This is a genomic window from Microvirga terricola (genome assembly GCF_011777495.1).
Taxonomy (GTDB): Bacteria; Pseudomonadota; Alphaproteobacteria; order Rhizobiales; family Beijerinckiaceae; genus Microvirga; species Microvirga terricola.
The window spans coordinates 481,410-502,894 of sequence record NZ_JAATJS010000002.1 but is presented as its reverse complement, the minus strand read 5'-3'; the positions used below and the strand labels follow the sequence as shown (position 1 = coordinate 502,894).

The following is a 21,485-nucleotide window of genomic DNA, read 5'->3' as shown; positions in this document are numbered from 1 at the left end:
GGACCCGCCTTTCTAATCTCAGTTGTCCAGGAAGCTCCGGAGCTTCCGCGACCGCGAGGGGTGCTTCAGCTTGCGCAGCGCCTTCGCCTCGATCTGACGGATACGCTCGCGCGTCACCGAGAACTGCTGGCCGACTTCTTCCAGCGTGTGATCGGTGTTCATGCCGATGCCGAAGCGCATGCGCAGCACGCGTTCTTCACGCGGCGTGAGCGAGGCGAGAACGCGTGTCGTGGTCTCGCGCAGGTTCGACTGGATCGCCGCGTCGATGGGCAGGATCGCGTTCTTGTCCTCGATGAAATCGCCGAGGTGTGAATCCTCCTCGTCGCCGATGGGCGTTTCGAGGGAGATCGGCTCTTTGGCGATCTTGAGAACCTTGCGCACCTTTTCCAGCGGCATCGCAAGCTTTTCGGCCAGCTCTTCCGGGGTCGGCTCGCGGCCGATCTCGTGCAGCATCTGGCGCGAAGTGCGGACGATCTTGTTGATCGTCTCGATCATGTGCACCGGAATACGGATCGTGCGGGCCTGATCCGCGATGGAGCGCGTGATCGCCTGCCTGATCCACCATGTGGCGTAGGTCGAGAACTTGTAGCCGCGGCGATACTCGAACTTATCGACCGCCTTCATGAGGCCGATATTGCCCTCCTGGATCAGGTCCAGGAATTGCAGACCGCGGTTGGTGTACTTCTTGGCGATCGAGATCACGAGGCGCAGGTTCGCCTCGATCATTTCCTTCTTCGCCTGCCGTGCCTCGCGCTCGCCCTTCTGCACCATCATGACGATGCGGCGGAATTCCTGGATCTCCAGGCCCGTCTCGGAAGCGAGATTGTGGATCTGCTCGCGCAGCTCGTGGATCTGCTCCTTGCCCTTGGCGACAAAGTCCTTCCAGCCCTTGCCGCCGAGTTTGGAGACACGTAGCACCCACTTCGGATCAAGTTCCCAGCCCTGGTAGTGCTTCAAGAACTCTTCGCGCGCGACGCCATGGCTCTCAGCAAAGCGCATCAGGCGGCCCTCATGCGAGATGAGCCGCTTGTTGATATCGTAAAGCTGCTCGACCAGCGCCTCGATGCGGTTGTTGTTGAGCGAAAGCGACTTCACCGAAGCGACGATGTCGCTCTTCAAGGTCTTATACTTGCGCTCCTGAGCCGGGGTCAGCTGCTTGTTCTGCAAGCGCTGCTCAACGTGCTCCACCTGGAGGCGGCGCAGCTTCTTGTAGTTGTCGGCGATGGAATCGAAGGTTTCGAGAACGCGCGGCTTCAACTCGGCTTCCATGGCCGAGAGCGACACGTTGTTCTCCATGTCGTCGTCGTCCATCTCGCCTTCCGGCGGAGTGGCACCCTCGGCGTCCTCGCCGGCGGTGGCAGTCTCATCCTCGCCGTCACCCAGTGCGTCGACCTTCGGCGCACCCTTGCCGTCCGGACCGGCATAGGTCGCCTCGAGGTCGATGATGTCGCGCAACAGCACCCGGCCTTCGACGAGTTCGTCGCGCCAGATGATGATGGCCTGGAAGGTCAGCGGGCTCTCGCAGAGGCCGGCGATCATGGCTTCGCGGCCGGCCTCGATGCGCTTAGCGATGGCGATTTCGCCCTCGCGGGAGAGAAGCTCCACCGAGCCCATCTCGCGCAGGTACATGCGGACTGGGTCGTCCGTGCGGTCGGTCGGCTCCTTGGCGGTGGTTTCACGCACCGCGACAGCGCGGGTCTGCGCCACCTCGACGAGATCGCCGCCGTCGGCCTCCTCCTCCTCCGCTTCCGCCTTCTCGCCCTCTTCGGCTTCCTCGGACTCGACCACGTTGATGCCCATTTCGGACAACTGGCCCAGGACGTCCTCGATCTGCTCCGAGGAGAACTCCTCGGAGGGCAGGACTTCATTCAGCTCGTCATAGGTCACATAGCCGCGCTTCTTCGCGAGCTTGATCATCCGCCGAACGGCGGCATCGGTCAGGTCAAGCAAAGGCCCGTCGCTCTGCTGCTCCGGAGCCGCTGTCTCAGCCTCGTCCCGTTCGGTTGCCTTTGTCGCCATGCTTTGCACTACTCCACCGCCCCACCGGCCCGCCAACAAGCCCGATGATGCGCGAATGGGCGGCAAAGCTCTCCAGCCTCACCACCCGAAAATCCGATACCGACGATAAAACAGTAAGTCGCTTGACTAACCGTTAACTATCCCCCGCTCAACAGGCAGCACCGCCTCTGCCGTGCGCCGACCCTTAGACATCAATGTTCGCGATGGACAACGCCGTTGTCCAGGTCGGCCTCGGCACCCTCGACGGAAGACAGCTGGTTTTGGACCTCTCGTATCCAAGCGAGATTGGCCTCATTGTCCTCTTCGGCGAGCGCGCGCTCAGCAGCCCGAAGTTCGCTATGTAACGTGCGTGCGCGCCGATGCAAGGTGATCGCTTGCCTCAATGCGTCCTCAAGCCGCAACGGATCGGCATGGGGATCCAGCATCCACCGGTCTCCGGCGCGCACCAACGCGTTCAGTTTTTCCGCCGCGAGGGTCAGCCCAGCCCGCTCCTGTCGGGCTTGCATGACCGGCAGGTCGGCCGGCTCCCCGCTTGCCGCGCTGTCCAGGAGAAGGCTGCGGAGCGCCTGCGCGCCTCGGCCCTCAAGTTCAAGCTCCACAAGGGTTTCCGCGTGCCGCTGCAACAATTCCGGATGGGCGAGAAACGCGCAGAGGATCATCGCCTCGCGCGGGCTTTCCGCCGCTCCGCCGGTAAAGAGCCGGCTTTGCGCCAGGAGCGGCGAGACGCTCAAACGGGCGCTCGGCGTGGTCGGGGAAGGCCCCCACCGATCCCGTTTTCCACCGCCCTCGCGCCGGTTGAACCGGGTCCCGCGCGGGTCCGGATTTTGCGCCGCGATGCGGGCCTGAACCTCCTCCCGGTAATACCGTTTCAGGGTTTCGTCGCGAATCAGTGCAAGTGATTCGCGGAGGCGATGCTCCAGCGCCGCGCGCTTTTCCGGCGTATCGAGCGGCCCGGCCTCCAGCTCCCGCGCCCAGAGCACGTCGACCAGGGGCTTGGCGGAAGAAAGCACCCGCTCCACCGCCGACGCTCCCCCTGAACGGGCGAGATCGTCCGGGTCCTGCCCTTCGGGAAGCATGGCGAAACGCAGGGACTTGCCGGGGGTCAGATGCGGCAGTGCGACATCGAGCGCCCGAAAAGCCGCCCGCCGCCCCGCCTTGTCGCCGTCGAAGCAAAGGATCGGCTCATCCGCCATGCGCCAGAGGAGCGTGAGCTGGTCCTCGGTGAGCGCGGTGCCGAGCGGCGCGACGGCGTTGTGAATGCCCACCACGCTGAGCGAAATCACGTCCACATAGCCCTCAACCGCAATCACCGTGCCCCGGTCATGGGCGGGCTTTCGGGCGAGGTGGTAGTTGTAGAGGAGCCGCCCCTTGTTGAAGAGCGGTGTATCCGGCGAGTTGAGATATTTTGCGGGCACGTCGGCGCTCATCGCCCGCCCGCCGAAGGCCACGACACGGCCCCGCACGTCGCAGATCGGGAACATCACCCGGTCACGGAAGCGGTCGCGCAAAACATTCTCGCCCTCGCTGGAGGTGAGAAGCCCCGCCTCGTCCATCATCTCCAGCGAGACGCCCTTCCCCGCCAGATGGTCGCGCAGCGCATAGCGGTCCGGCGGCGCATAGCCGATGCCGAAGCGTCCTTGCGTCTCGGGGCTCAAACTGCGGCCGGCAAGGTAATCCCGCGCCTTCGCCCCGGCCCGCCCCTCGAGAGATGCGCGAAAAAACGCCGCCGCCATATCCATGACGTCATAAAGCGTCTTGCGCTTGACCTCCTGCTCCCGGTCCTCGTGCGAGAGCGTTGGTAAAGCGACCCCCGCCTCCGCCGCCAGCCGCTCCACAGCCTCGGGGAACGAGAGCCCCTCCGTCTCCATGACGAAGGTGAAAATGTCGCCGTGCTTGCCGGAGGAGAAGCAGTGATAGAACTGCTTCTGGTCGTTCACATAAAAGGACGGCGTCTTCTCCGCATTGAACGGAGAAAGCCCCTTCCACTCGCGCCCCGCCTTTTTAAGACGCACGCGCTTGCCCACGACAGCCGAAACCGGCAGCCGGGCGCGGATCTCTTCAAGGATTTGGGGCGGGTAACGCAACGGGGGCTCCTGGGACCGCGCCATTCTAAGCGCGGCTGAGGGATGAGCCTAGGTCATGGTTCGTGAGGGGTGCCGGGTCAAGCCGGTTGCTTCACCCTGCGCCCACGACTGTCATGGCCGCGCTTGTCCCGGCCATCTCGATCCGGGACCCGCGCTATCCCAAAGAGCCGGGATCCCCGGAACAAGCCCGGGGTGACAAACATCCGGCGTTAATTCAGCGCACCCGATAACGCCGCATCGAACTAATCACCCCTTCGGCAGCAGATCCTTCACGATCCCGCTCGCCTTGGCGAAATCCATGCGGCCCACGTATTTGGCGCGTAAGGTGCCGACGACCTTGCCCATGTCCTTCATGGAAGCCGCGCCCGTCTCGGCGATGGCGGCTTCGATGGCGGCCTTCATCTCGGCGTCGTCCATCTGCTTCGGCAGGTAGGCGGAGATGACTTCGATCTCGCTCTTTTCAGCCTGCGCCAACTCCTCGCGGCCGCCCTGCTCGTACATGGCGATCGATTCCTGGCGCTGCTTCACCATCTTCTGCAGGAGGGCCAGGATCTCCTCGTCCGAGAGGGGCTCCTTGCCGTTGCCGCGGGCCTCGATGTCCTTGTCCTTCAGGGCGGCCTGAATCAGGCGGATCGCGCCAAGCTTGCCCTTGTCGCCAGCCTTCATGGCGTCTTTCATGTCGGCGGTGAAACGTTCGCGCAGCATGCGGATTTCCTTTAATTTTAAGGCACTCAAGCGTTGACGCGGCGCGAGCGGCCCCTTAAGTCACCGTCAATACGGTTTCGAAGCTGCCGCGGCGGCCCGCTCAGGCGCGGCCCATTGGGCTTTCGACTTAAAGAGATCATGACGATGCTGCAAGACAAAGACACAGCGAGTGGCTGGACGGAGCCGCACGCGACGGCCGTTCTCGTGCTTCAGGACGGCACGGTGCTGGAAGGTTTCGGCATCGGCGCGGTGGGCGAAGCGACCGGCGAGGTCTGCTTCAACACGGCCATGACCGGCTACCAGGAAATCCTGACCGACCCGTCCTACGCGGGTCAGATCATCACCTTCACCTTCCCGCATATCGGCAATGTCGGCACGAACGAGGAAGACATCGAGAGCGTCAACGCCGCCTCGGCCTCCGGCGTGCGCGGCGCAGTGATGGCGGCGAGCGTCACCGATCCTTCGAACTGGCGCGCCTCGCGCCATCTCGATGCGTGGTTGAAAGCCCGCAACATCGTCGGCCTGACCGGCATCGACACCCGCGCGCTGACCGCCCTCATCCGCGAGAAGGGCATGCCGAACGCGGTCATCGCCCATGATCCGAACGGCCAATTCGACATTCCCGCGCTCAAGGCCAAGGCTGCCGCCCTGCCCTCCATGGACGGCCTCGACCTCGTGCCCATGGTCACGAGCGCCCAGCGCTTCGATTGGGACGAGACCACCTGGACGCTCGGCGAAGGCTACGGCAAGCGGGCTGAAGCGAAACACCATGTAGTCGCCCTCGATTACGGCGTTAAACGCAACATCCTGCGCCTGCTCGCCCGCGCCGGCTGCAAGGTCACGGTGCTGCCAGCCACCGCCACGGCGGACGAGGTGCTGGCGCTCAAGCCCGATGGCGTTTTCCTCTCCAACGGCCCCGGCGACCCGGCGGCGACCGGCGAATACGCGGTGCCCGTCATCAAGAAAGTGCTGGACGAAAAGATCCCGACCTTCGGCATCTGCCTCGGCCACCAGATGATGAGCCTCGCCGTCGGCGGCAAGACGAAGAAGATGCACCAGGGCCACCATGGCGCGAACCATCCGGTGAAGGACAAGACCACCGGCAAGGTGGAAATCACCTCCATGAACCACGGCTTTGCTGTGGACCCGGACAGCCTGCCCGCGAACGCGGTCGAGACCCACGTCTCGCTCTTCGACGGTTCGAATTGTGGCATCGCGCTCACCGACCGCCCGGCCTTCTCGGTGCAGTACCACCCGGAAGCCTCGCCCGGCCCGCAGGATAGCCACTATCTCTTCGACCGGTTCGTGAAGCTGATCGAAGAGAACAAGGCCAAGGCTGCCCACTAAGGCATTTCGCACCCTCGCGGCAGGAACCGTTTACGCGACATCGCAAATGGTTCCATGCCGCGACAATGCGGATCATTGCATCCCGTCCCCAAATCACGTTAACCGATCGTTAACCAGCACAGTTGACGATTCCAAAACGCGATTTGGGGGTTCTCCGATGACAGCCGACAAGAGCGCAGGCCAGTTCGGCCGTTTGCACCAACTGTTCACGTTCCATCTCGGCGTCGCGGTCACCCTCTCCTGGCTCACCGCCCTCTATGCCGCGAGCTACGCTCCCTGGGTGCGTAACATTCGCCCGCTGATCGACCCCTCTTACGTCGGCCAGCCGGAAAGCACCTGGTCGTTCCTGTTCGCCTTTCCGCTCGTGCTGAGCGTGGCGTGGATCATGTCCTTCTCGGGCCGCGAGATCCTGCGTCACATCAAGATGCTGAAGAACCAGACGATCGAGTTTGGCATCGCGGGCGCCGTGGCCTTCGCCCTGTTCTATCTCTCCATCGACCGGGCGGTCGCCGCCCTGCTGATCGGGTCTTAAAACTCGCGCAAAGTCCGCAACCGTGATCAAATCGAAGCCCGTAACGTCGGGCTTCGGAGTGATCCATGCTGCAGACAAAACCCCAAACACGCTTTGATTACGGCCACCGCGTCGAGCGGGTCATGGCCTACATCGCCGACCATCTCGACGAGGATCTTTCCCTCGACAAGCTGGCGGAAATCGCGTGCTTCTCGCCCTATCATTTCCACCGCATCTATCGGTCGATTGCCGGCGAGACGGTCGCGGACACGGTCCGGCGTCTGAGGCTGCACCGGGCGGCGGGCGAGTTGGCCCGCTCGGCCTATCCCATCGAGCGCATCGCCCGTCGGGCCGGGTATGGTTCGGTCGAAGCCTTCACGCGGGCTTTCGGCTCAGGCCATGGCGAGCCGCCGGGCGCGTTCCGGGCACGGTTCACTCCGTTTCAACCCTTTGGAACCGGAGACGACATCATGATCCCCGTAAAAGTCAGGCAATTCGACGGCGTTCACCTCGCCACGGTCGCGCACCGCGGCGATTACCATGAGATCGGCAAGGCCTTCGACAAGCTTGGAGTCTGGGCGGCCACCCGCGGCCTTTTCGACCGCCCCCGCCGCATGATCGGCATCTATTACGACGACCCGGAGAGCGTGCCGCAGGCGCAGCTTCGCTCGGAGGCGGGCCTTGAGGTCGATCCCGCCATGTCGCTTGATGACGGGATCGTCCTGCGCCACATCCCTGCCGGCCGCGTGGCGACGATCGTCCACAAGGGTCCCTATACCGGTCTGGAAGAGGTCTATCGCCAGCTCTACTGCGGCTGGCTTCCCGGCAGCGGCGAAGAGGCGAGCGACCAACCCGCCTTCGAGCAATATCTCAACAATCCGCGCGACACCCCGCCCTCGGAATTGCTGACCGAGGTAAACTTGCCGCTGAGAGGCTGACGAGAAAACCACCCGAACCGCCCCCGGACCATCCGGGGACGGTTCACAGGGGGCTTTCATCCCGTCGCGCTCTGGGGCAGGTTCTCCGCGAACCTCAACTCTTCGGGTGACAGCCCTTCATGAACTGGCGCGACTACTGGAACCAAGATACCCCGATCTATGCCGGCGAGCGGCACAAGCTCCTGCATTATCGGCTCATCGCCAACGACATCATCGATCTCATCATCTCCCCCGAGACGAGGGTGCTCGATTACGGCTGCGGCGAGGCGCTGTTTGCGGATCGGGTCGCGGCGCAGTGCGGCGCGCTCTACCTGTGCGACGCAGCCCCCCTCGTCCGCGACCGGCTGCGGGAGAAGTTCGGGGCGAACGGCAAGATCACCGTCCTCTCGCCGGAGGATCTACCCGCGGTGCCCGACGGGTCGCTCGACCTAATCGTCGTGAACTCGCTGCTGCAATACCTCTCGCTGGATGAGCTGCGCAGCGTGCTGAAGCTCTGGCATGCCAAGCTCAAGGAAGACGGGCGGCTGATCATCGCCGACGTGATCCCGCCGAATGTGAGCCCGCTGGTCGACGCCCAAGCCCTGCTCTCCTTCGCCTGGAAGGGCGGTTTTTTGAAAGCCGCGCTCGCCGGCCTCGTCAGAACCGCCTTGTCCGACTACCGCAAGATCCGCGAAGAAATCGGCCTGTCGCATTACAGCCAGACCGACATGCTCGATGTCCTCCGCGACGCCGGCTTCGCCGCCGCTCGCCGGGAGCGTAATCTCGGGCACAATCAGGCGCGGATGACCTTTATCGCTCGACCGGTTTAGGCGCGCCGCTTTACGCTGCGCAGCGGCACTGCTCGCCGACAGGCCTGCGGGCTTGCCGCTCGCTCGCCAGGGACACGCCGAAGACCGCGAGCCCGCCAAGAGCCAGAAGTGCGCCGACCCATCCCGTCGACGCGAAGCCGAAGCCGGCCGAGATCGCGAGGCCACCGAGCCAAGCGCCGAGCGCATTGGCTAGGTTGAAGGCCGCGTGGTGCAGCGCCGCCGCCAGCGTCTGCGCATCGGCGGCCACATCCATCAAACGCGTCTGCAAAGTCGGCCCGAGAGCAACGCTGCACCCGACGAGGAAGGCGCAGATCGAGAGCAGATAGAGATTGCTGGCGGTGAGGTAGAAAAGCGTCATTACGACGGCGCTACCGATCAGCGTGCCCGCAATGGTGCCCATCATCGACCGGTCTGCGAACCAAGCGCCCACAAGGTTGCCGACGATCATGCCCAAGCCGAACAGGGCCATCATGACCGGGATCATCGTTTCCGACATCTGCGCCACCTGCGTCGCGGTTGAGGCGATATAGGAAAAGACGGAGAAGAGACCACCGAACCCGATGGCGCCGATGCCGAGCGTGAGCCAGACTTGCTTGCGCGCGAAAGCGCCGAGCTCCCGCATCGGGCTCGCGCCTTCAGCCACCCGATCCTTGGGCAGGTAAATCCAGATCAGGAGAACCGTTAGAGCGCCCAAAAAGCCCACCGCCCCAAAGGCAATGCGCCAGGTCATCGCTTGTCCGAAGAAAGTGGCGATGGGCGTGCCGAGAAGCGTCGCGACCGTCAGCCCCGTCATCACACGGGCCACGGCCTGCGTGCGTTTGCCGACATCGACCAATGAAGCCGCGACCAGCGCGGCGACTCCAAAGTAAGCGCCATGCGGCAGACCAGTGAGGAATCGCACCGCGATGAAGGAGTCGAAGGTCGGCGCAAACGAGCTGACAATGTTGCCGACAGCGAAGATCGCCATGAGAAGCAGAAGCAACGTCCGGCGCGGCAATTTTGCCGCAAGCACCGCGATGATCGGTGCGCCAACCACCACGCCGAGCGCATAGGCGCTAATCGCATATCCGGCTTGGGGCGTTGTGACACGGAATTCCTCTGCCACATTGGGCAAAAGGCCCATGATCGCGAATTCGCCAGTCCCGATGCCGAAACTGCCGACCGCCAGGGCCAGTTCGATAAGCGCCACGGAAAGTCGCGAAGGGCGAAGGGGCTCGCTGGCCCGCGCCAAGGCGTTTTCGCCAATCGAAAGATCGGACATGGAATCCCCGGAGAATCGTCGTTGCTTAGTCGCGTCGAATGGGCCCAGCGCATCGTCACGAAGGCCCTCTAGTCTCAGCGGGTGTCTATATTGCACCGCAACAAAAAGACCAGACAGCCCCACACGTGCAGATCTGGACTGCGCTCAGAACATCTTCGCTGGCCTGGTCAAGCGAAGGTCCAGGCCTTGTGGGCCAAAAAGCTCCACAGCATCACGATTCCCGTCGTGACGACCTGCGCCGGAAGATACGACGCGCCGAGCGCGTCGACGAAAAGGTGCATGAAAAGCCAGGTGAGCAGGAAGCCGACAAGCGCCACCAGCGCGAAGCGCCAGGTGGCCTCCCGGTGCGGCCGATCGCTGCCGTAGGTGTGCCGTCGGTTGAGGATGTAGGACGCCACCCCGCCCGCCACATAGCCGGCAAGCGTTGCCGGAATGGGATCGGCGCCCGCGCCCTCGACGAGGCCGATCAGCAGGCCGTAATGCACCACGGCCGCAGCCAGCCCCACGCCGAAAAAGGCGAGAAACTGGCGGAAGAGGCGGAGTAGGGAAGGAAATGTCGTCACTTCCCCTCGTTAGCGCCTTCGAGCGGCGCGGTCACGCATTTCATGGGCGGGAAGCGGCTCCTTGGCACTTCCTTTAGAGGAGAAGGCCGTGTAAGAGCCTCTCTCAACCTTCAATCAGAACACACGCCAGCTGCGCTCGAAAGCGCCGCATCATGCGGCCGCGCGGCTGGACACGCCTGGGTGGCCATATGCCGAAGCGGACAGACATCTCTTCCATTCTCATCGTCGGCGCGGGTCCGATCATCATCGGACAAGCCTGCGAATTCGATTACTCGGGAACACAGGCCTGTAAGGCGCTGAAGGAAGAGGGCTACCGTATCATCCTGGTGAACTCGAATCCGGCGACCATCATGACGGACCCGGATCTCGCAGACGCCACCTACGTCGAGCCGATCACACCCGAAATCGTCGCTAAGATCATCGAGAAGGAGCGCCCAGACGCGCTGCTCCCGACCATGGGCGGTCAGACGGCGCTGAACTGCGCCCTGTCGCTCAAGAAGATGGGCGTTTTGGAGAAATTCGGCGTCGAGATGATCGGCGCAACCGCCGAGGCCATCGACAAGGCTGAAGACCGCCAGCTCTTCCGCGAAGCCATGACCAAAATCGGCCTCGACACGCCAAAATCCCGCCTCGCCAACGCTTCGGCGCTGAAAAAGGCCGACCGCGATGCCTATCTCGCCGAACTCGCGCGGCTCGAAGCGCTCGACGTCCACCCCGGCGACAAGAAACGGATGATCGCAAGCTACAAGCTCAAGTGGGATTCTGCCGAGAACGACCGCCGCAAGCGGTATCAGGAGCACGCCATGGGCGAAGCTCTGCTGGCTCTCGCCGATGTCGGCGTGCCGGCCATCATCCGCCCCTCTTTCACCATGGGCGGGACGGGCGGCGGCATCGCCTATAACCGCGAGGAGTTTCTCGACATCGTCGAGCGCGGTCTCGACGCCTCCCCCACCAACGAGGTGCTGATCGAAGAAAGCGTTCTCGGCTGGAAGGAATACGAGATGGAGGTCGTCCGCGATAAGGCGGATAACTGCATCATCGTCTGCTCCATCGAGAACATCGACCCGATGGGCGTGCACACAGGCGACTCGATCACCGTGGCGCCTGCGCTGACGCTCACCGACAAGGAATACCAGATCATGCGCGACGCCTCGCTGGCGGTGCTGCGCGAGATCGGCGTCGAAACGGGCGGTTCGAATGTGCAGTTCGCGGTCAACCCCGAGAACGGCCGCATGATCGTGATCGAGATGAACCCGCGCGTCTCGCGCTCCTCGGCGCTGGCCTCGAAGGCGACCGGCTTCCCCATCGCGAAAGTCGCGGCGAAGCTCGCGGTCGGCTACACGCTCGACGAGATCGCCAACGACATCACCGGCGGCGCGACGCCGGCCTCGTTTGAACCGACCATCGACTACGTGGTCACGAAGATTCCACGCTTCGCCTTTGAAAAGTTCCCCGGCGCCGAGCCGACGCTGACCACCGCCATGAAGTCGGTCGGCGAGGCCATGTCCATCGGCCGGACCCTGCCGGAATCTCTTCAGAAAGCCCTGCGCTCGCTCGAAACCGGCCTCACCGGCCTCGACGAGATCGAGATCGAGGGTCTCGGCAAGGGTGATGATCGGAACGCTATCAAGGCGGCGCTGGGCACCCCGACACCGGACCGGCTCTTGAAGGTCGCGCAGGCGCTGCGCCTCGGCATCAGCCACGACGAGGTCTATGAGTGCTGCAAGATCGACCGCTGGTTCCTGGAGCAGCTCCAGGCCATCGTGGATCTTGAAGCCAAGGTGAAGGCCCACGGTCTGCCTCAGACGGCGGGTGCGTTCCGCCAGCTTAAAAGCATGGGCTTCTCGGATGCGCGCCTTGCGGTGCTCTCCGGCAAGACCGAAGCGGAAGTCTGCACTCTGCGCCGCTCGCTCTCCGTGCGCCCGGTCTTCAAGCGCATCGACACCTGCGCGGCGGAGTTCGCCTCTCCCACTGCCTATATGTACTCGACCTACGCCGCCCCCTTCGCCGGGCAGCCGGCGGACGAGGCGCGTCCCTCGGATAAGAAGAAGGTCATCATTCTCGGCGGCGGCCCGAACCGCATCGGCCAAGGCATCGAGTTCGACTATTGCTGCTGCCATGCCTGCTTCGCGCTGAAAGACGCGGGCTATGAGACCATCATGGTCAACTGCAACCCGGAGACGGTCTCAACCGACTACGACACCTCGGATCGCCTCTATTTCGAGCCGCTGACCCAGGAAGACGTGCTCGAAATCATCGAGACCGAGCGCTCGAACGGCACGCTGCACGGCGTGATCGTGCAGTTCGGCGGGCAGACCCCTCTGAAACTCGCCCACGCGCTCGAAGAGGCGGGTGTGCGCATTCTCGGCACCTCGCCGGACGCCATCGACCTCGCGGAGGACCGGGACCGGTTCAAGCGCCTGCTCGACAAGCTGCACCTCAAGCAGCCGAAGAACGGCATCGCCTATTCAGTGGAACAGAGCCGCCTGATCGCTGCCGATCTTGGCCTGCCCTTCGTGGTGCGCCCGTCCTACGTGCTCGGCGGCCGCGCGATGGCGATCATCCGCGATGAGGCGCAGTTCGAAGACTATCTGCTCGGTACCCTGCCGAGCCTAATCCCATCCGACATCAAGGCGCGCTATCCGAACGACAAGACCGGCCAGATCAACACGGTGCTGGGCAAGAACCCGCTGCTGTTCGACCGCTACCTGTCGGACGCCATCGAGGTGGATGTGGACTGCCTGTGCGACGGCAAGGACGTGTTCATCGCCGGCATCATGGAGCACATCGAGGAGGCAGGCATCCATTCGGGCGATTCCGCCTGCTCCCTGCCGCCCCGCTCACTCTCCCCCCAGATCATTGCGGAGCTGGAGCGCCAGACCAAGGCGCTGGCCCTCGCGCTCGAGGTCGGCGGCCTGATGAACGTGCAATACGCCATCAAGGACGGCGAGATTTACGTCCTTGAGGTCAACCCCCGCGCCTCGCGCACGGTGCCGTTCGTCGCGAAGGTCATCGGCGAGCCGGTGGCGAAGATCGCGGCCCGCGTCATGGCGGGCGAGAGCCTCGCCAAGTTCGCCCTGACCCCGAAGGAGCTGCCGCATATCGGCGTCAAGGAAGCGGTCTTCCCCTTCGCCCGCTTCCCCGGCGTGGACGTGCTGTTGGGCCCGGAAATGCGCTCGACCGGCGAGGTCATCGGTCTGGATCGTGGCTTCGGGGTCGCTTTCGCCAAGAGCCAGCTCGGCGCGGGCAGCCAGGTTCCCAAGACCGGAACGGTCTTTGTTTCGGTGCGCGATTCGGACAAGGAACGCATTCTGCCGACCGTCCGGATGCTCCAGGAAATTGGGTTCCAGATCGTTGCAACCGGAGGTACCCAGAAGTATCTTGAGGAAAACGGCGTCAAGGCGACCCGGATCAACAAGGTGCTGGAAGGCCGTCCGCACGTGGTGGACGCCATCAAGAACGGGGATATTCAACTGGTCTTCAATACCACCGAAGGCGCAGGGGCTCTGTCAGATTCCCGCAGCCTTCGGCAGGCCGCCCTCTTGCATAAGATACCCTACTACACCACTCTTGCAGGGGCGATCGCTGCAGCCGAAGGCATCAAAGCCTATCTCGGCGGCGATCTCGAGGTCCGGGCGCTTCAGGAATATTTTGCCTGAGGCACACGGCCACATCGAACCGCGAAGCTTTCTGAGAAAGTATTCGTTGATGAGCGAGGGCGTCGGCAACGGCGGCCTCGTACCTCTTTTTGAACGAGACGAACGATGGACAAGGTTCCGCTGACGATCAAAGGTTACGCGACGCTTGAGGAAGAACTCAAGCAGCGCCAACAGGTTGAGCGCCCCCGGATCATCCAGGCGATCTCGGAAGCGCGCGCGCTCGGCGACCTGTCGGAAAACGCCGAATACCATGCCGCCAAGGAGGCCCAGTCCCTGAACGAGGGGCGCATCCTTGAGCTGGAGAGCCTGATCTCCCGGGCCGAAGTCATCGACATTTCAAAGCTTTCGGGCGAGCGGATCAAGTTCGGCGCGACCGTGAAGCTCGTGGACGAGGACACGGAAGAAGAGAAGACCTACCAGATCGTCGGCGAGCCGGAGGCGGATGTGCGCTCGGGCCGCGTGTCGGTTTCCTCCCCCATCGCTCGCGCCCTCATGGGCAAGACGGTCGGCGACACGGTCGAAGTCTCGACCCCCGGCGGCGGAAAGTCCTACGAGGTGGTCGGCGTCCGCTTCGGCTGAAGCCTTCACGAACCGAATCTTCCGGGCCTGCTCATGTGGCGAACATGGGCAGGTTCTTTTATTTCTGGCTTATTGCCCGAACGTCGACGCCGGCGGGTCTCATTCCCGTCTATCGTCTTCCCGTCGCCTCTCGTTAGGTTATATATCTTAACCGGATCGTAGCGGCTTTTTCCGTGCACCTGCCGCTCCCGGGAGGTCCGGTCATGCCCTACAACCTCGTCCGCCTTGGCACTGAAACCCGCATCAATACCACAAAGGAGGGAGCGCAATTCGCGCCCCTCTTCAGCGAAGTCACCGTTCTGGCCGATGGGCGAGTGGTAGCCACCTGGACCGGCAACGGCACACAGCTTGGACAAGAGGATGATTTCGGCGTCTTCCAGCAGGTCTTCGGTCCGAGCGGGAACAAAATCGGCGGCGAAATTCGCGTCAATACGACGTCGACGGGTGAGGAATTCTGGGATGGCGTAACCTTTGACCTGTCCGACGGCAAATGGGCCACGACCTGGACCTCAACCGATCCGGTCAGTGGACTGTCGAACAATTTCCTGCAGATCTTCGACGCCAACGGGCGGGTCGGCGGTGAGGTACAAGTCAACACCGCGGATGGTGTCGGGAGCTCGGTGCAGAGCACCACCCTCCCCGGCGGTGACTTTGTGCTGACCTGGCATGGCCAAAGCACGCAGCCGGGCCAGGAAGACACGAGCGGGATTTTCTATCAGCGCTTTCATGCGGACGGCACCAAAGTCGGGGGCGAGACCCGCGTCAATACATCGACTGATGGCGATCAGCTCCCCTTCACGCTCACTCAGCTGGGCAACGGCTTCGCCGTCATGTGGCGGGGCTCAGGCACGCAGCCGGGGCAGGCAGACGACACGGGCTTGTTCCTGCAACTCTTCGATGAGGACTGGACGCCGATCGGCGGGGAGATTCTCGTCAACACCTTCGTGACCGGCCGGTTCGAATCTTTCAGCGGCTATACCCAACTCTCCAATGGCGGTTTCGTCATCACCTACAGGGCATCAGCCGGCGCCACCACGGAAGCCTTTCAGCAAGTTTTCGACGCCAATGGGACGAAGCGCGGCGGGGAAATCAAACTTCCCGTCGATACCGCGTCTTCCTCGCTTTCTCCGCGCGCTTATGCGCTGGCCGACGGCAAATGGATGACCTTCTGGCACGAAGGTTTAGTCCTCGACCCGCGGGACCTTTACTATCAAGTCTATGACGCCAACGGCGCCAAGGTCGGCGGCAAGATGCCGGCCACCGAATCGACGGAAGGCGAACAAATCCGAACGCAGATCCTGAGTTTGAAGGATGGCGGCCTGGTGCTGGTCTGGAGAGGCAAGGGAACGGTGGCCGGCCAGGACGATGCCGACGGCGGCTATTTTTTCCAGCGCTTCAATGCCCAAGGCGCGAAGGTCGGCGGCGAGACGCGCATCAACACCTCCAAGGACGGAGTCGTGGAAAACCTCTCCCTGACCGAATTGCCTGGCGGCCAGTTCGTCGCTGTCTGGGCCGGCAAAAGCACCGTGTCGGGGCAAGAGGACACTAAGGGCATCTTCCAGCAGATTTTCGACGCCAACTTCAATCGGATCGGCGGCGAGACGCGCGTTGCGACATCGGTCACCGGAGATCAGATCTCGCCGACAGCCACCGCTTCGCCGGACGGTTCCTGGTATGTCACTTGGATGGGCAACGGCGAGGTAGCCGGCCAGGAAGACCCCTATGACGATTCCACCGGCGAAGGCGGCGGCTTCTTCTTCCAACACTTCCTTCTGAACGCGGCCCCCACCGCCATCGCCTTGAAAGGCTCCATCCGCGAAGACGCCAAGGCAAGCGCCGTCGCGGGCACCCTTTCGGCAGTTGATGTCGACAAAGGCGATACCTTTACCTATCGCCTCATCGACGGCGCGGGGGGCGACGCGAGCCATCCGCTCTTCAAACTCGACGGCAACCTCATCCGGCTGAAGTTGGGTTCGACGCTCGATTACGAGAAAGCTCGCTCTCATACTCTGCACATCGAGGTCAAAGATTCGAACGGCGGAACCTACGTGCAGGACGTGACGGTCACCGTCACCAACCTCCTGGAAAAGACACCGCTGAAATTACGCGGCACCGCCGGCAACGACACTCTCTACGGCGAATTGGGCAACGACACCCTGAGCGGCGGAGCCGGAAATGACCTGCTCGCAGGCGATCTCGGGCAGGATTACATGGCCACCGGGACGGGGAAGGACATCGTGATGTTCAATACCCGGCCGATTAGCGCCAATCGCGATAAGGTGGCGGATTTCGATCCGCGGCTGGACTCGATCTATCTCGACAACGCCTTTTTCCCCAAGCTCGGCAAGGCGGGCACGTTGCAGAAGCCCGTGAAGCTCAACAAGGCGTTCTTCGCCTACGACGCGCCCAAAGACGCCAACGACTACCTGATCTACAACCGCAAGACCGGCGTCCTGTCATATGACGCGGATGGAAGCGGAGCTGGCAAAGCCGTCGATATCGCGGTTTTCACGAACAAGGCGAAGATCACCCTGGCAGACTTCTTCGTGATTTGACGAACGTCCGCCGCTCCGGAACGACAAGCACAACGGCTCGAAACCTGGGCCGCATGCGCCGCGTTTCAGATAATGCTACTGCGACGCCTCAAGCCTCCGGAGAAACGGTCATGCAATATCTCTCGCGCCGACGCTTCCTCGGAGCGCTCAGACTGGTCGCCTGCTCCGTCGGCTTTTGGAGCGCCGCCAATTCGAGAGTTTTTGCGCAGGTCTTTCCTCAGACCTTTTCGTCTTTCGCGGTCGATGTAAGTGCTCTGAAGGAGAAAGGGCTCGGTCCGTTCGCCGATCTTGTCGCCGCCGCCACGCTCGAAGAACTAACCCGCGCCTTCGCCGACCGGATCGACCGGCGAGGGCCACGTCTCATGGTGCGCCTGACCGGGATCTTCCTCACCCCATTTCCTGACGGCGGAGGCGGCGACCGGCGTTTTCAGGGCGGCGGAGGCGGCACGGATTCGCTCGAAGGCGAGGCTCTGGCGGTTGGACCGCGCGGCGAAATTCTCGCCCGCCACCCGCAACTGGCGGTCCGGCCGGTTAACACCAGCATTCTGACGCCGAACGAGCCGGGCCGCGCGGTCGAGGTGGCGCGGTTCTACGTGCAGTGGCTCAGGCGGCAGTTGATCAGTTAGCTTCCGCCGCTTCCTCGATCGGCACCAGCGGCTCGTCCTTGATCAGGTCGAGGGTCAGGGCCGTGCGAACGTTGCGCACGTTTGTCAGCGCCGTGAGGTCCGAGACGAAGTTCTGGAAGGCCGCAAGATTCGGCGCGACGCATTTCAGGATGAAGTCGATGTCGCCGGAGAGCGTCCAGCACTCGCGCACCATGGACCAGTCTTTGATGCGCTGCTCGAACTCGTTGAGTTCCTTCTTGCCCTGCACATCGAGCTGCACCATGGCGAAGCACACGATCTCGAAGCCCAAGGCCTTGGGGTCGAGCATGGCGCGATAGGCCTTGATGATGCCGGCGCTTTCCAGCGCCCGCACACGGCGCAGGCAAGGCGGTGCCGACAAGCCGACACGACGGGCCAGCTCCACATTGGTGATGCTGCCGTCGGCTTGCAGTTCCTTCAGGATGGCCCAGTCTATCGAATCGAGGCGTCCGCGCACGTTAACTCCGGGAAAGGCTCGTCTCGGCTGAGTAGACCGTGTAGAGAGGCAGCACAAGAAGGGCTGGCGATTAAGTCGCAACGAACTTCATGAACTCCACAGGCTCCTTGATCGAATGTTGCGTGAAATGGAAGGGCTGAGCGGACAGCCGGCCCTGTCATCCTGGGTCCTGACGGACGGAAAGGCGGGAGACGAGCTTCCGGCCCTGAGCGTGATGGACGCCCTCGGCCTCAAGCCCGAGATCAGGCGCGTGCGCCCAAAGGCCCCTTTCAGCTGGTTTGCGCCCTCCGGCCCCATCGACCCGCGCGAGCGGCCGAGCGCGCCGGGCAGCCCCATCGCCCCGCCCTACCCCGATATCCTCATCGCCTCCGGCCGACGCTCGGTGCCGTATATGCGCTTCGTGAAGAAGGCGTCAGGCGGGCGCACCTTCACGGTCTTTCTGAAGGACCCGCGCACCGGACCGGCATCCGCGGACTTCATTTGGGCGCCTGCCTATGACCGGCTGCGTGGCCCCAATGTGCTCAACACCCTGACCTCCCCGCACCGGGCCTCCGCCGAGCGCCTGACGGCAGCGCGCGAGACGCCCGATCCTCGCCTCGTCCATCTCCCGACGCCGAGGGTCGCGGTGATCGCGGGCGGCAACAGCCGTCACCATCGCTTCACGGATGAGGACATTGCCCGCTTCATCGCACACCTCACGGAGTTGGCCTCGACGGGCGTCGGCCTGATGATGACCGCCTCCCGCCGCACGCCGCGGGAATTGCGCGAGGCTCTGACCGAACTCGCCCGCAAGCATGGCGGTTTCTTTTGGGATGGGACGGGCGAGAATCCTTACGTGTCGATTCTGGCGCTTGCGGATTTCATCGTCGTCACGGCGGATTCCACCAACATGGTTGGCGAAGCCGCGGCCACGGGACGGCCGCTTCTGGTGTTCGAGCCGTCGGGCGGACATCGCAAGCTCGTGACCTTCATGAACGGCCTGAAGGCGGAGGGAGCTGTGTATCCCTTCGAGGGTCGGCTTGAAGGACGCGGCTACACACCCTTAAATTCCACCCTTCAGATTGCGAGCGCCATTGCCGAAGGGCTGGCCCGCCATCGCCGCGCTCTCGGATTGCCGGACGCGGCGCTTTCATTGGAGAATTCTTAAATGGCCCACACCCATGCCAAGCTCATCATCATCGGCTCGGGGCCGGCGGGCTATACGGCGGCGATCTATGCGGCACGCGCGCTGCTCGAGCCGATGTTGATCTCGGGCTTCCAGCCCGGCGGCCAGCTCATGATCACCACCGACGTGGAAAATTATCCGGGCTTCGCCGACGTGATCCAGGGGCCCTGGCTCATGGAACAGATGCGCCTGCAGGCTGAGCATGTGGGCACCCGCATGCATTCAGATCACATCGTCAAAGTCGACCTGAACCAGCGCCCCTTCCGCCTCGAAGGCGATTCCGGCGAGACCTACACCTGCGACGCGCTCATTGTGGCGACCGGAGCGCAGGCGAAGTGGCTGGGCCTGCCCTCGGAAGCTTTGTTCCAGGGCTTCGGCGTTTCGGCCTGCGCCACCTGCGACGGCTTCTTCTTCCGCGGCAAGGAAGTCGTGGTCGTCGGCGGTGGCAACACCGCTGTGGAGGAAGCGCTCTACCTCGCGAACCTCGCCGCCAAGGTCACGGTCGTCCATCGCCGCGACTCGTTCCGCGCCGAGCGCATCCTGCAAGAGCGCCTGTTCAAGCATCCCAATGTCGAGGTGGTGTGGAACTCGGCCGTTGAGGAAATCTGCGGCACGGAGAACCCGAATTCGGTCACCCATGTCCGGTTGAAGAACATGGTGTCCGGCCAGATTTCGGAATTGAAGACCGACGGCGTCTTCATCGCCATCGGCCACAAGCCCTCCACCGAACTTTTCGCCGGCCAGCTCGACATGAAGCCGGGCGGCTATCTCCTGACCAAGCCCGATTCGACCGCCACGAATATCCCCGGCGTCTTTGCCGCCGGCGACGTCGCCGACGATGTCTATCGCCAGGCCGTGACCGCAGCAGGAATGGGCTGCATGGCTGCGCTCGAGACGGAGCGCTATTTGGCCGCGCTGGAAGTGACTCAGCAGGCAGCCGAATGACTTTATAAACAGCTGGTTAGCATTCGGATCGAATTCCTGTTGCGTAAGGCCGGATGCTCATAAGAGATAAGACAACCTGCCTTTGCAGGGCGGGATGTCGGGGGAATACGCCGTGGATTGGGACAAGATCCGGATTTTCTATACCGTCGCGGAAGCGGGCAGCTTCACGCGGGCGGGTGATGATCTAGGGTTGAGCCAATCCGCCGTCAGCCGCCAGATCAGCGCGCTCGAGCGCGAGTTGAAGGCCCCCCTCTTCCACCGCCATGCCCGCGGCCTGATCCTGACCGAACAAGGCGACCTGCTGTTCCGCGCCGCGCGCGACATGCGCATGCGGCTGGAAACCACCAAGGCCCGATTGGTGGAAACGAGCGAGCGCCCCTCCGGTGACCTCAAGGTCACCACGACTGTCGGCCTCGGCTCGATCTGGCTCGCCCAGCGCATCTCCGAGTTCATGGATCTCTATCCAGATGTGCGCGTCGAGCTGATCCTCTCCAATGAGGAACTCGATCTCGCCATGCGCGAGGCGGACGTGGCGATCCGCCTGCGCCGCCCCGCCCAGCCGGACCTGATCCAGCGCCGCCTCTTTACCGTGCACTTCCACGTCTATGCGTCGAACGACTACCTGAAGCGGTTCGGCGAACCGAAGACGCTGGAGGATCTCGACGAGCACCGCATCATTTCCTTCGGCGGCGACCAGCCGTCCTATCTCATGGCCGTGCACTGGCTCGCCACCGCCGGCCGCGACGGGCGCGAGCCGCGCCAGTACCACTACGTCGTCAACAACATCACCGCGCTGAAGATCGCGGTTGAGACAGGCGCGGGCATCGCGGTGCTGCCGGACTACGCGGTCGTCGGCAATCCCAACCTCACGCAGATCCTGCGCGATATCGAGATGCCGTCGCTCGACAGCTACCTCGTCTATGCCGAGGAAATGCGCTCGGTCGCCCGCGTGCAGGCCTTCCGCGACTTCCTCATCACCAAGGCTCAGCGCTGGACGTTCTGAGGCTCGTGCGACGCGAAAGCGCGCTGCGGAGGGGCCGCAGTTTACAAGCGTGGCTGTAACGGTTCCGTGACTACCTCGAATGAATTCGGCTTGAGCGCACGGCCAAGCTCCATGGCCAGCAACGCTTTCAGGCTCTTAAGATGAGCCATGCATTCTGCGCAGCCCTTTTATGAGGCATGTTGCATTGCAAAAGGGCGCGATGCAGTCGATATGAGCATCGGCTGATTTCAACGCGGCATCG

General features: G+C 63.2%; 17 protein-coding genes. 11 read left to right on the top strand and 6 right to left on the bottom strand.

Annotated elements, in window-relative coordinates; all coding sequences use genetic code 11:
- Positions 1 to 18: 18 nt before the first annotated feature.
- From rpoD to HB375_RS06775, 3 genes are all read right to left on the bottom strand, one after another.
- Positions 19 to 2,019, bottom strand: coding sequence for an RNA polymerase sigma factor RpoD (gene rpoD / locus HB375_RS06785; protein WP_167672214.1), 2,001 nt, complete (start codon positions 2,017 to 2,019; stop codon positions 19 to 21).
- Positions 2,020 to 2,210: 191 nt separating this feature from the next.
- Complete coding sequence (dnaG, locus tag HB375_RS06780; RefSeq protein ID WP_167672213.1) at positions 2,211 to 4,103, bottom strand: DNA primase; 1,893 nt, start codon at positions 4,101 to 4,103, stop codon at positions 2,211 to 2,213.
- A gap of 246 nt (positions 4,104 to 4,349) precedes the next feature.
- On the bottom strand, positions 4,350 to 4,808 hold the full coding sequence (locus HB375_RS06775; RefSeq protein ID WP_167672212.1) for a GatB/YqeY domain-containing protein: 459 nt from the start codon (positions 4,806 to 4,808) through the stop codon (positions 4,350 to 4,352).
- A 144-nt stretch (positions 4,809 to 4,952) separates the two neighbouring features.
- On the opposite strand from HB375_RS06775, the gene carA reads away from it, so the two are divergent.
- The 4 genes from carA (at position 4,953) to HB375_RS06755 (ending at position 8,413) form a co-directional block, all read left to right on the top strand.
- Positions 4,953 to 6,155 carry a glutamine-hydrolyzing carbamoyl-phosphate synthase small subunit gene (gene carA / locus HB375_RS06770; RefSeq protein ID WP_205800082.1) on the top strand — a complete coding sequence of 401 codons (1,203 nt, stop codon included), beginning with the start codon at positions 4,953 to 4,955 and terminating at the stop codon, positions 6,153 to 6,155.
- Between the two features lie 157 nt (positions 6,156 to 6,312).
- Positions 6,313 to 6,687, top strand: a complete 375-nt coding sequence (locus HB375_RS06765; protein ID WP_167672210.1) for a hypothetical protein — start codon at positions 6,313 to 6,315, stop codon at positions 6,685 to 6,687.
- A gap of 65 nt (positions 6,688 to 6,752) precedes the next feature.
- Complete coding sequence (locus HB375_RS06760) at positions 6,753 to 7,604, top strand: AraC family transcriptional regulator (RefSeq protein ID WP_167672209.1); 852 nt, start codon at positions 6,753 to 6,755, stop codon at positions 7,602 to 7,604.
- 119 nt (positions 7,605 to 7,723) lie between these two features.
- Positions 7,724 to 8,413, top strand: a complete 690-nt coding sequence (locus tag HB375_RS06755; protein ID WP_167672208.1) for a class I SAM-dependent methyltransferase — start codon at positions 7,724 to 7,726, stop codon at positions 8,411 to 8,413.
- 10 nt (positions 8,414 to 8,423) lie between these two features.
- Here the strand turns inward: HB375_RS06755 and HB375_RS06750 are convergent, their stop codons facing one another.
- Together HB375_RS06750 and HB375_RS06745 are read right to left on the bottom strand one after the other, a co-directional pair.
- Entirely contained in the window at positions 8,424 to 9,674 is a 1,251-nt protein-coding gene (locus HB375_RS06750; protein WP_167672207.1) for an MFS transporter, read from the bottom strand.
- 167 nt (positions 9,675 to 9,841) lie between these two features.
- Positions 9,842 to 10,237, bottom strand: a complete 396-nt coding sequence (locus tag HB375_RS06745) for a GtrA family protein (RefSeq protein WP_167672206.1) — start codon at positions 10,235 to 10,237, stop codon at positions 9,842 to 9,844.
- 152 nt (positions 10,238 to 10,389) lie between these two features.
- Between HB375_RS06745 and carB the strand changes: the two genes are divergently transcribed.
- The 4 genes from carB (at position 10,390) to HB375_RS06725 (ending at position 17,656) form a co-directional block, all read left to right on the top strand.
- Positions 10,390 to 13,896, top strand: coding sequence for a carbamoyl-phosphate synthase large subunit (gene carB, locus HB375_RS06740; RefSeq protein ID WP_425515163.1), 3,507 nt, complete (start codon positions 10,390 to 10,392; stop codon positions 13,894 to 13,896).
- Between the two features lie 105 nt (positions 13,897 to 14,001).
- Entirely contained in the window at positions 14,002 to 14,475 is a 474-nt protein-coding gene (greA, locus tag HB375_RS06735; RefSeq protein ID WP_167672204.1) for a transcription elongation factor GreA, read from the top strand.
- 203 nt (positions 14,476 to 14,678) lie between these two features.
- On the top strand, positions 14,679 to 17,030 hold the full coding sequence (locus HB375_RS06730) for a hypothetical protein (RefSeq protein ID WP_167672203.1): 2,352 nt from the start codon (positions 14,679 to 14,681) through the stop codon (positions 17,028 to 17,030).
- A gap of 110 nt (positions 17,031 to 17,140) precedes the next feature.
- Positions 17,141 to 17,656 carry a hypothetical protein gene (locus tag HB375_RS06725; RefSeq protein ID WP_167672202.1) on the top strand — a complete coding sequence of 172 codons (516 nt, stop codon included), beginning with the start codon at positions 17,141 to 17,143 and terminating at the stop codon, positions 17,654 to 17,656.
- Here the strand turns inward: HB375_RS06725 and HB375_RS06720 are convergent.
- Positions 17,649 to 18,131 (bottom strand): winged helix-turn-helix transcriptional regulator, encoded by a 483-nt coding sequence (locus HB375_RS06720; RefSeq protein WP_167672201.1) that lies wholly within the window; start codon positions 18,129 to 18,131, stop codon positions 17,649 to 17,651. The two genes, HB375_RS06725 and HB375_RS06720, sit on opposite strands and share 8 nt — an antisense overlap.
- Before the next feature lie 115 nt (positions 18,132 to 18,246).
- Between HB375_RS06720 and HB375_RS06715 the strand changes: the two genes are divergently transcribed.
- From HB375_RS06715 to HB375_RS06705, 3 genes are all read left to right on the top strand, one after another.
- Complete coding sequence (locus HB375_RS06715; RefSeq protein ID WP_167672200.1) at positions 18,247 to 19,278, top strand: mitochondrial fission ELM1 family protein; 1,032 nt, start codon at positions 18,247 to 18,249, stop codon at positions 19,276 to 19,278.
- Positions 19,279 to 20,241: a thioredoxin-disulfide reductase gene (gene trxB / locus HB375_RS06710; RefSeq protein ID WP_167672199.1), complete on the top strand. Its 963-nt coding sequence runs from the start codon at positions 19,279 to 19,281 to the stop codon at positions 20,239 to 20,241.
- Positions 20,242 to 20,353: 112 nt separating this feature from the next.
- Positions 20,354 to 21,244, top strand: coding sequence for a LysR substrate-binding domain-containing protein (locus HB375_RS06705; RefSeq protein ID WP_167672198.1), 891 nt, complete (start codon positions 20,354 to 20,356; stop codon positions 21,242 to 21,244).
- Positions 21,245 to 21,485 lie beyond the last annotated feature (241 nt).

What these genes read in the sequence shown, in the direction of transcription:
- HB375_RS06755 (WP_167672208.1), top strand. Translation starts at nt 7,724, where the DNA reads ATGAACTGGCGCGACTACTGGAACCAAGATACCCCGATCTATGCCGGC.
- trxB (WP_167672199.1), top strand. Translation starts at nt 19,279, where the DNA reads ATGGCCCACACCCATGCCAAGCTCATCATCATCGGCTCGGGGCCGGCG.
- HB375_RS06730 (WP_167672203.1), top strand. Translation starts at nt 14,679, where the DNA reads ATGCCCTACAACCTCGTCCGCCTTGGCACTGAAACCCGCATCAATACC.
- carB (WP_425515163.1), top strand. Translation starts at nt 10,390, where the DNA reads ATGCGGCCGCGCGGCTGGACACGCCTGGGTGGCCATATGCCGAAGCGG.
- rpoD (WP_167672214.1), bottom strand. Translation starts at nt 2,019, where the DNA reads ATGGCGACAAAGGCAACCGAACGGGACGAGGCTGAGACAGCGGCTCCG.
- HB375_RS06760 (WP_167672209.1), top strand. Translation starts at nt 6,753, where the DNA reads ATGCTGCAGACAAAACCCCAAACACGCTTTGATTACGGCCACCGCGTC.
- HB375_RS06765 (WP_167672210.1), top strand. Translation starts at nt 6,313, where the DNA reads ATGACAGCCGACAAGAGCGCAGGCCAGTTCGGCCGTTTGCACCAACTG.
- HB375_RS06750 (WP_167672207.1), bottom strand. Translation starts at nt 9,674, where the DNA reads ATGTCCGATCTTTCGATTGGCGAAAACGCCTTGGCGCGGGCCAGCGAG.
- carA (WP_205800082.1), top strand. Translation starts at nt 4,953, where the DNA reads ATGCTGCAAGACAAAGACACAGCGAGTGGCTGGACGGAGCCGCACGCG.
- HB375_RS06725 (WP_167672202.1), top strand. Translation starts at nt 17,141, where the DNA reads ATGCAATATCTCTCGCGCCGACGCTTCCTCGGAGCGCTCAGACTGGTC.
- greA (WP_167672204.1), top strand. Translation starts at nt 14,002, where the DNA reads ATGGACAAGGTTCCGCTGACGATCAAAGGTTACGCGACGCTTGAGGAA.
- HB375_RS06775 (WP_167672212.1), bottom strand. Translation starts at nt 4,808, where the DNA reads ATGCTGCGCGAACGTTTCACCGCCGACATGAAAGACGCCATGAAGGCT.
- HB375_RS06715 (WP_167672200.1), top strand. Translation starts at nt 18,247, where the DNA reads ATGTTGCGTGAAATGGAAGGGCTGAGCGGACAGCCGGCCCTGTCATCC.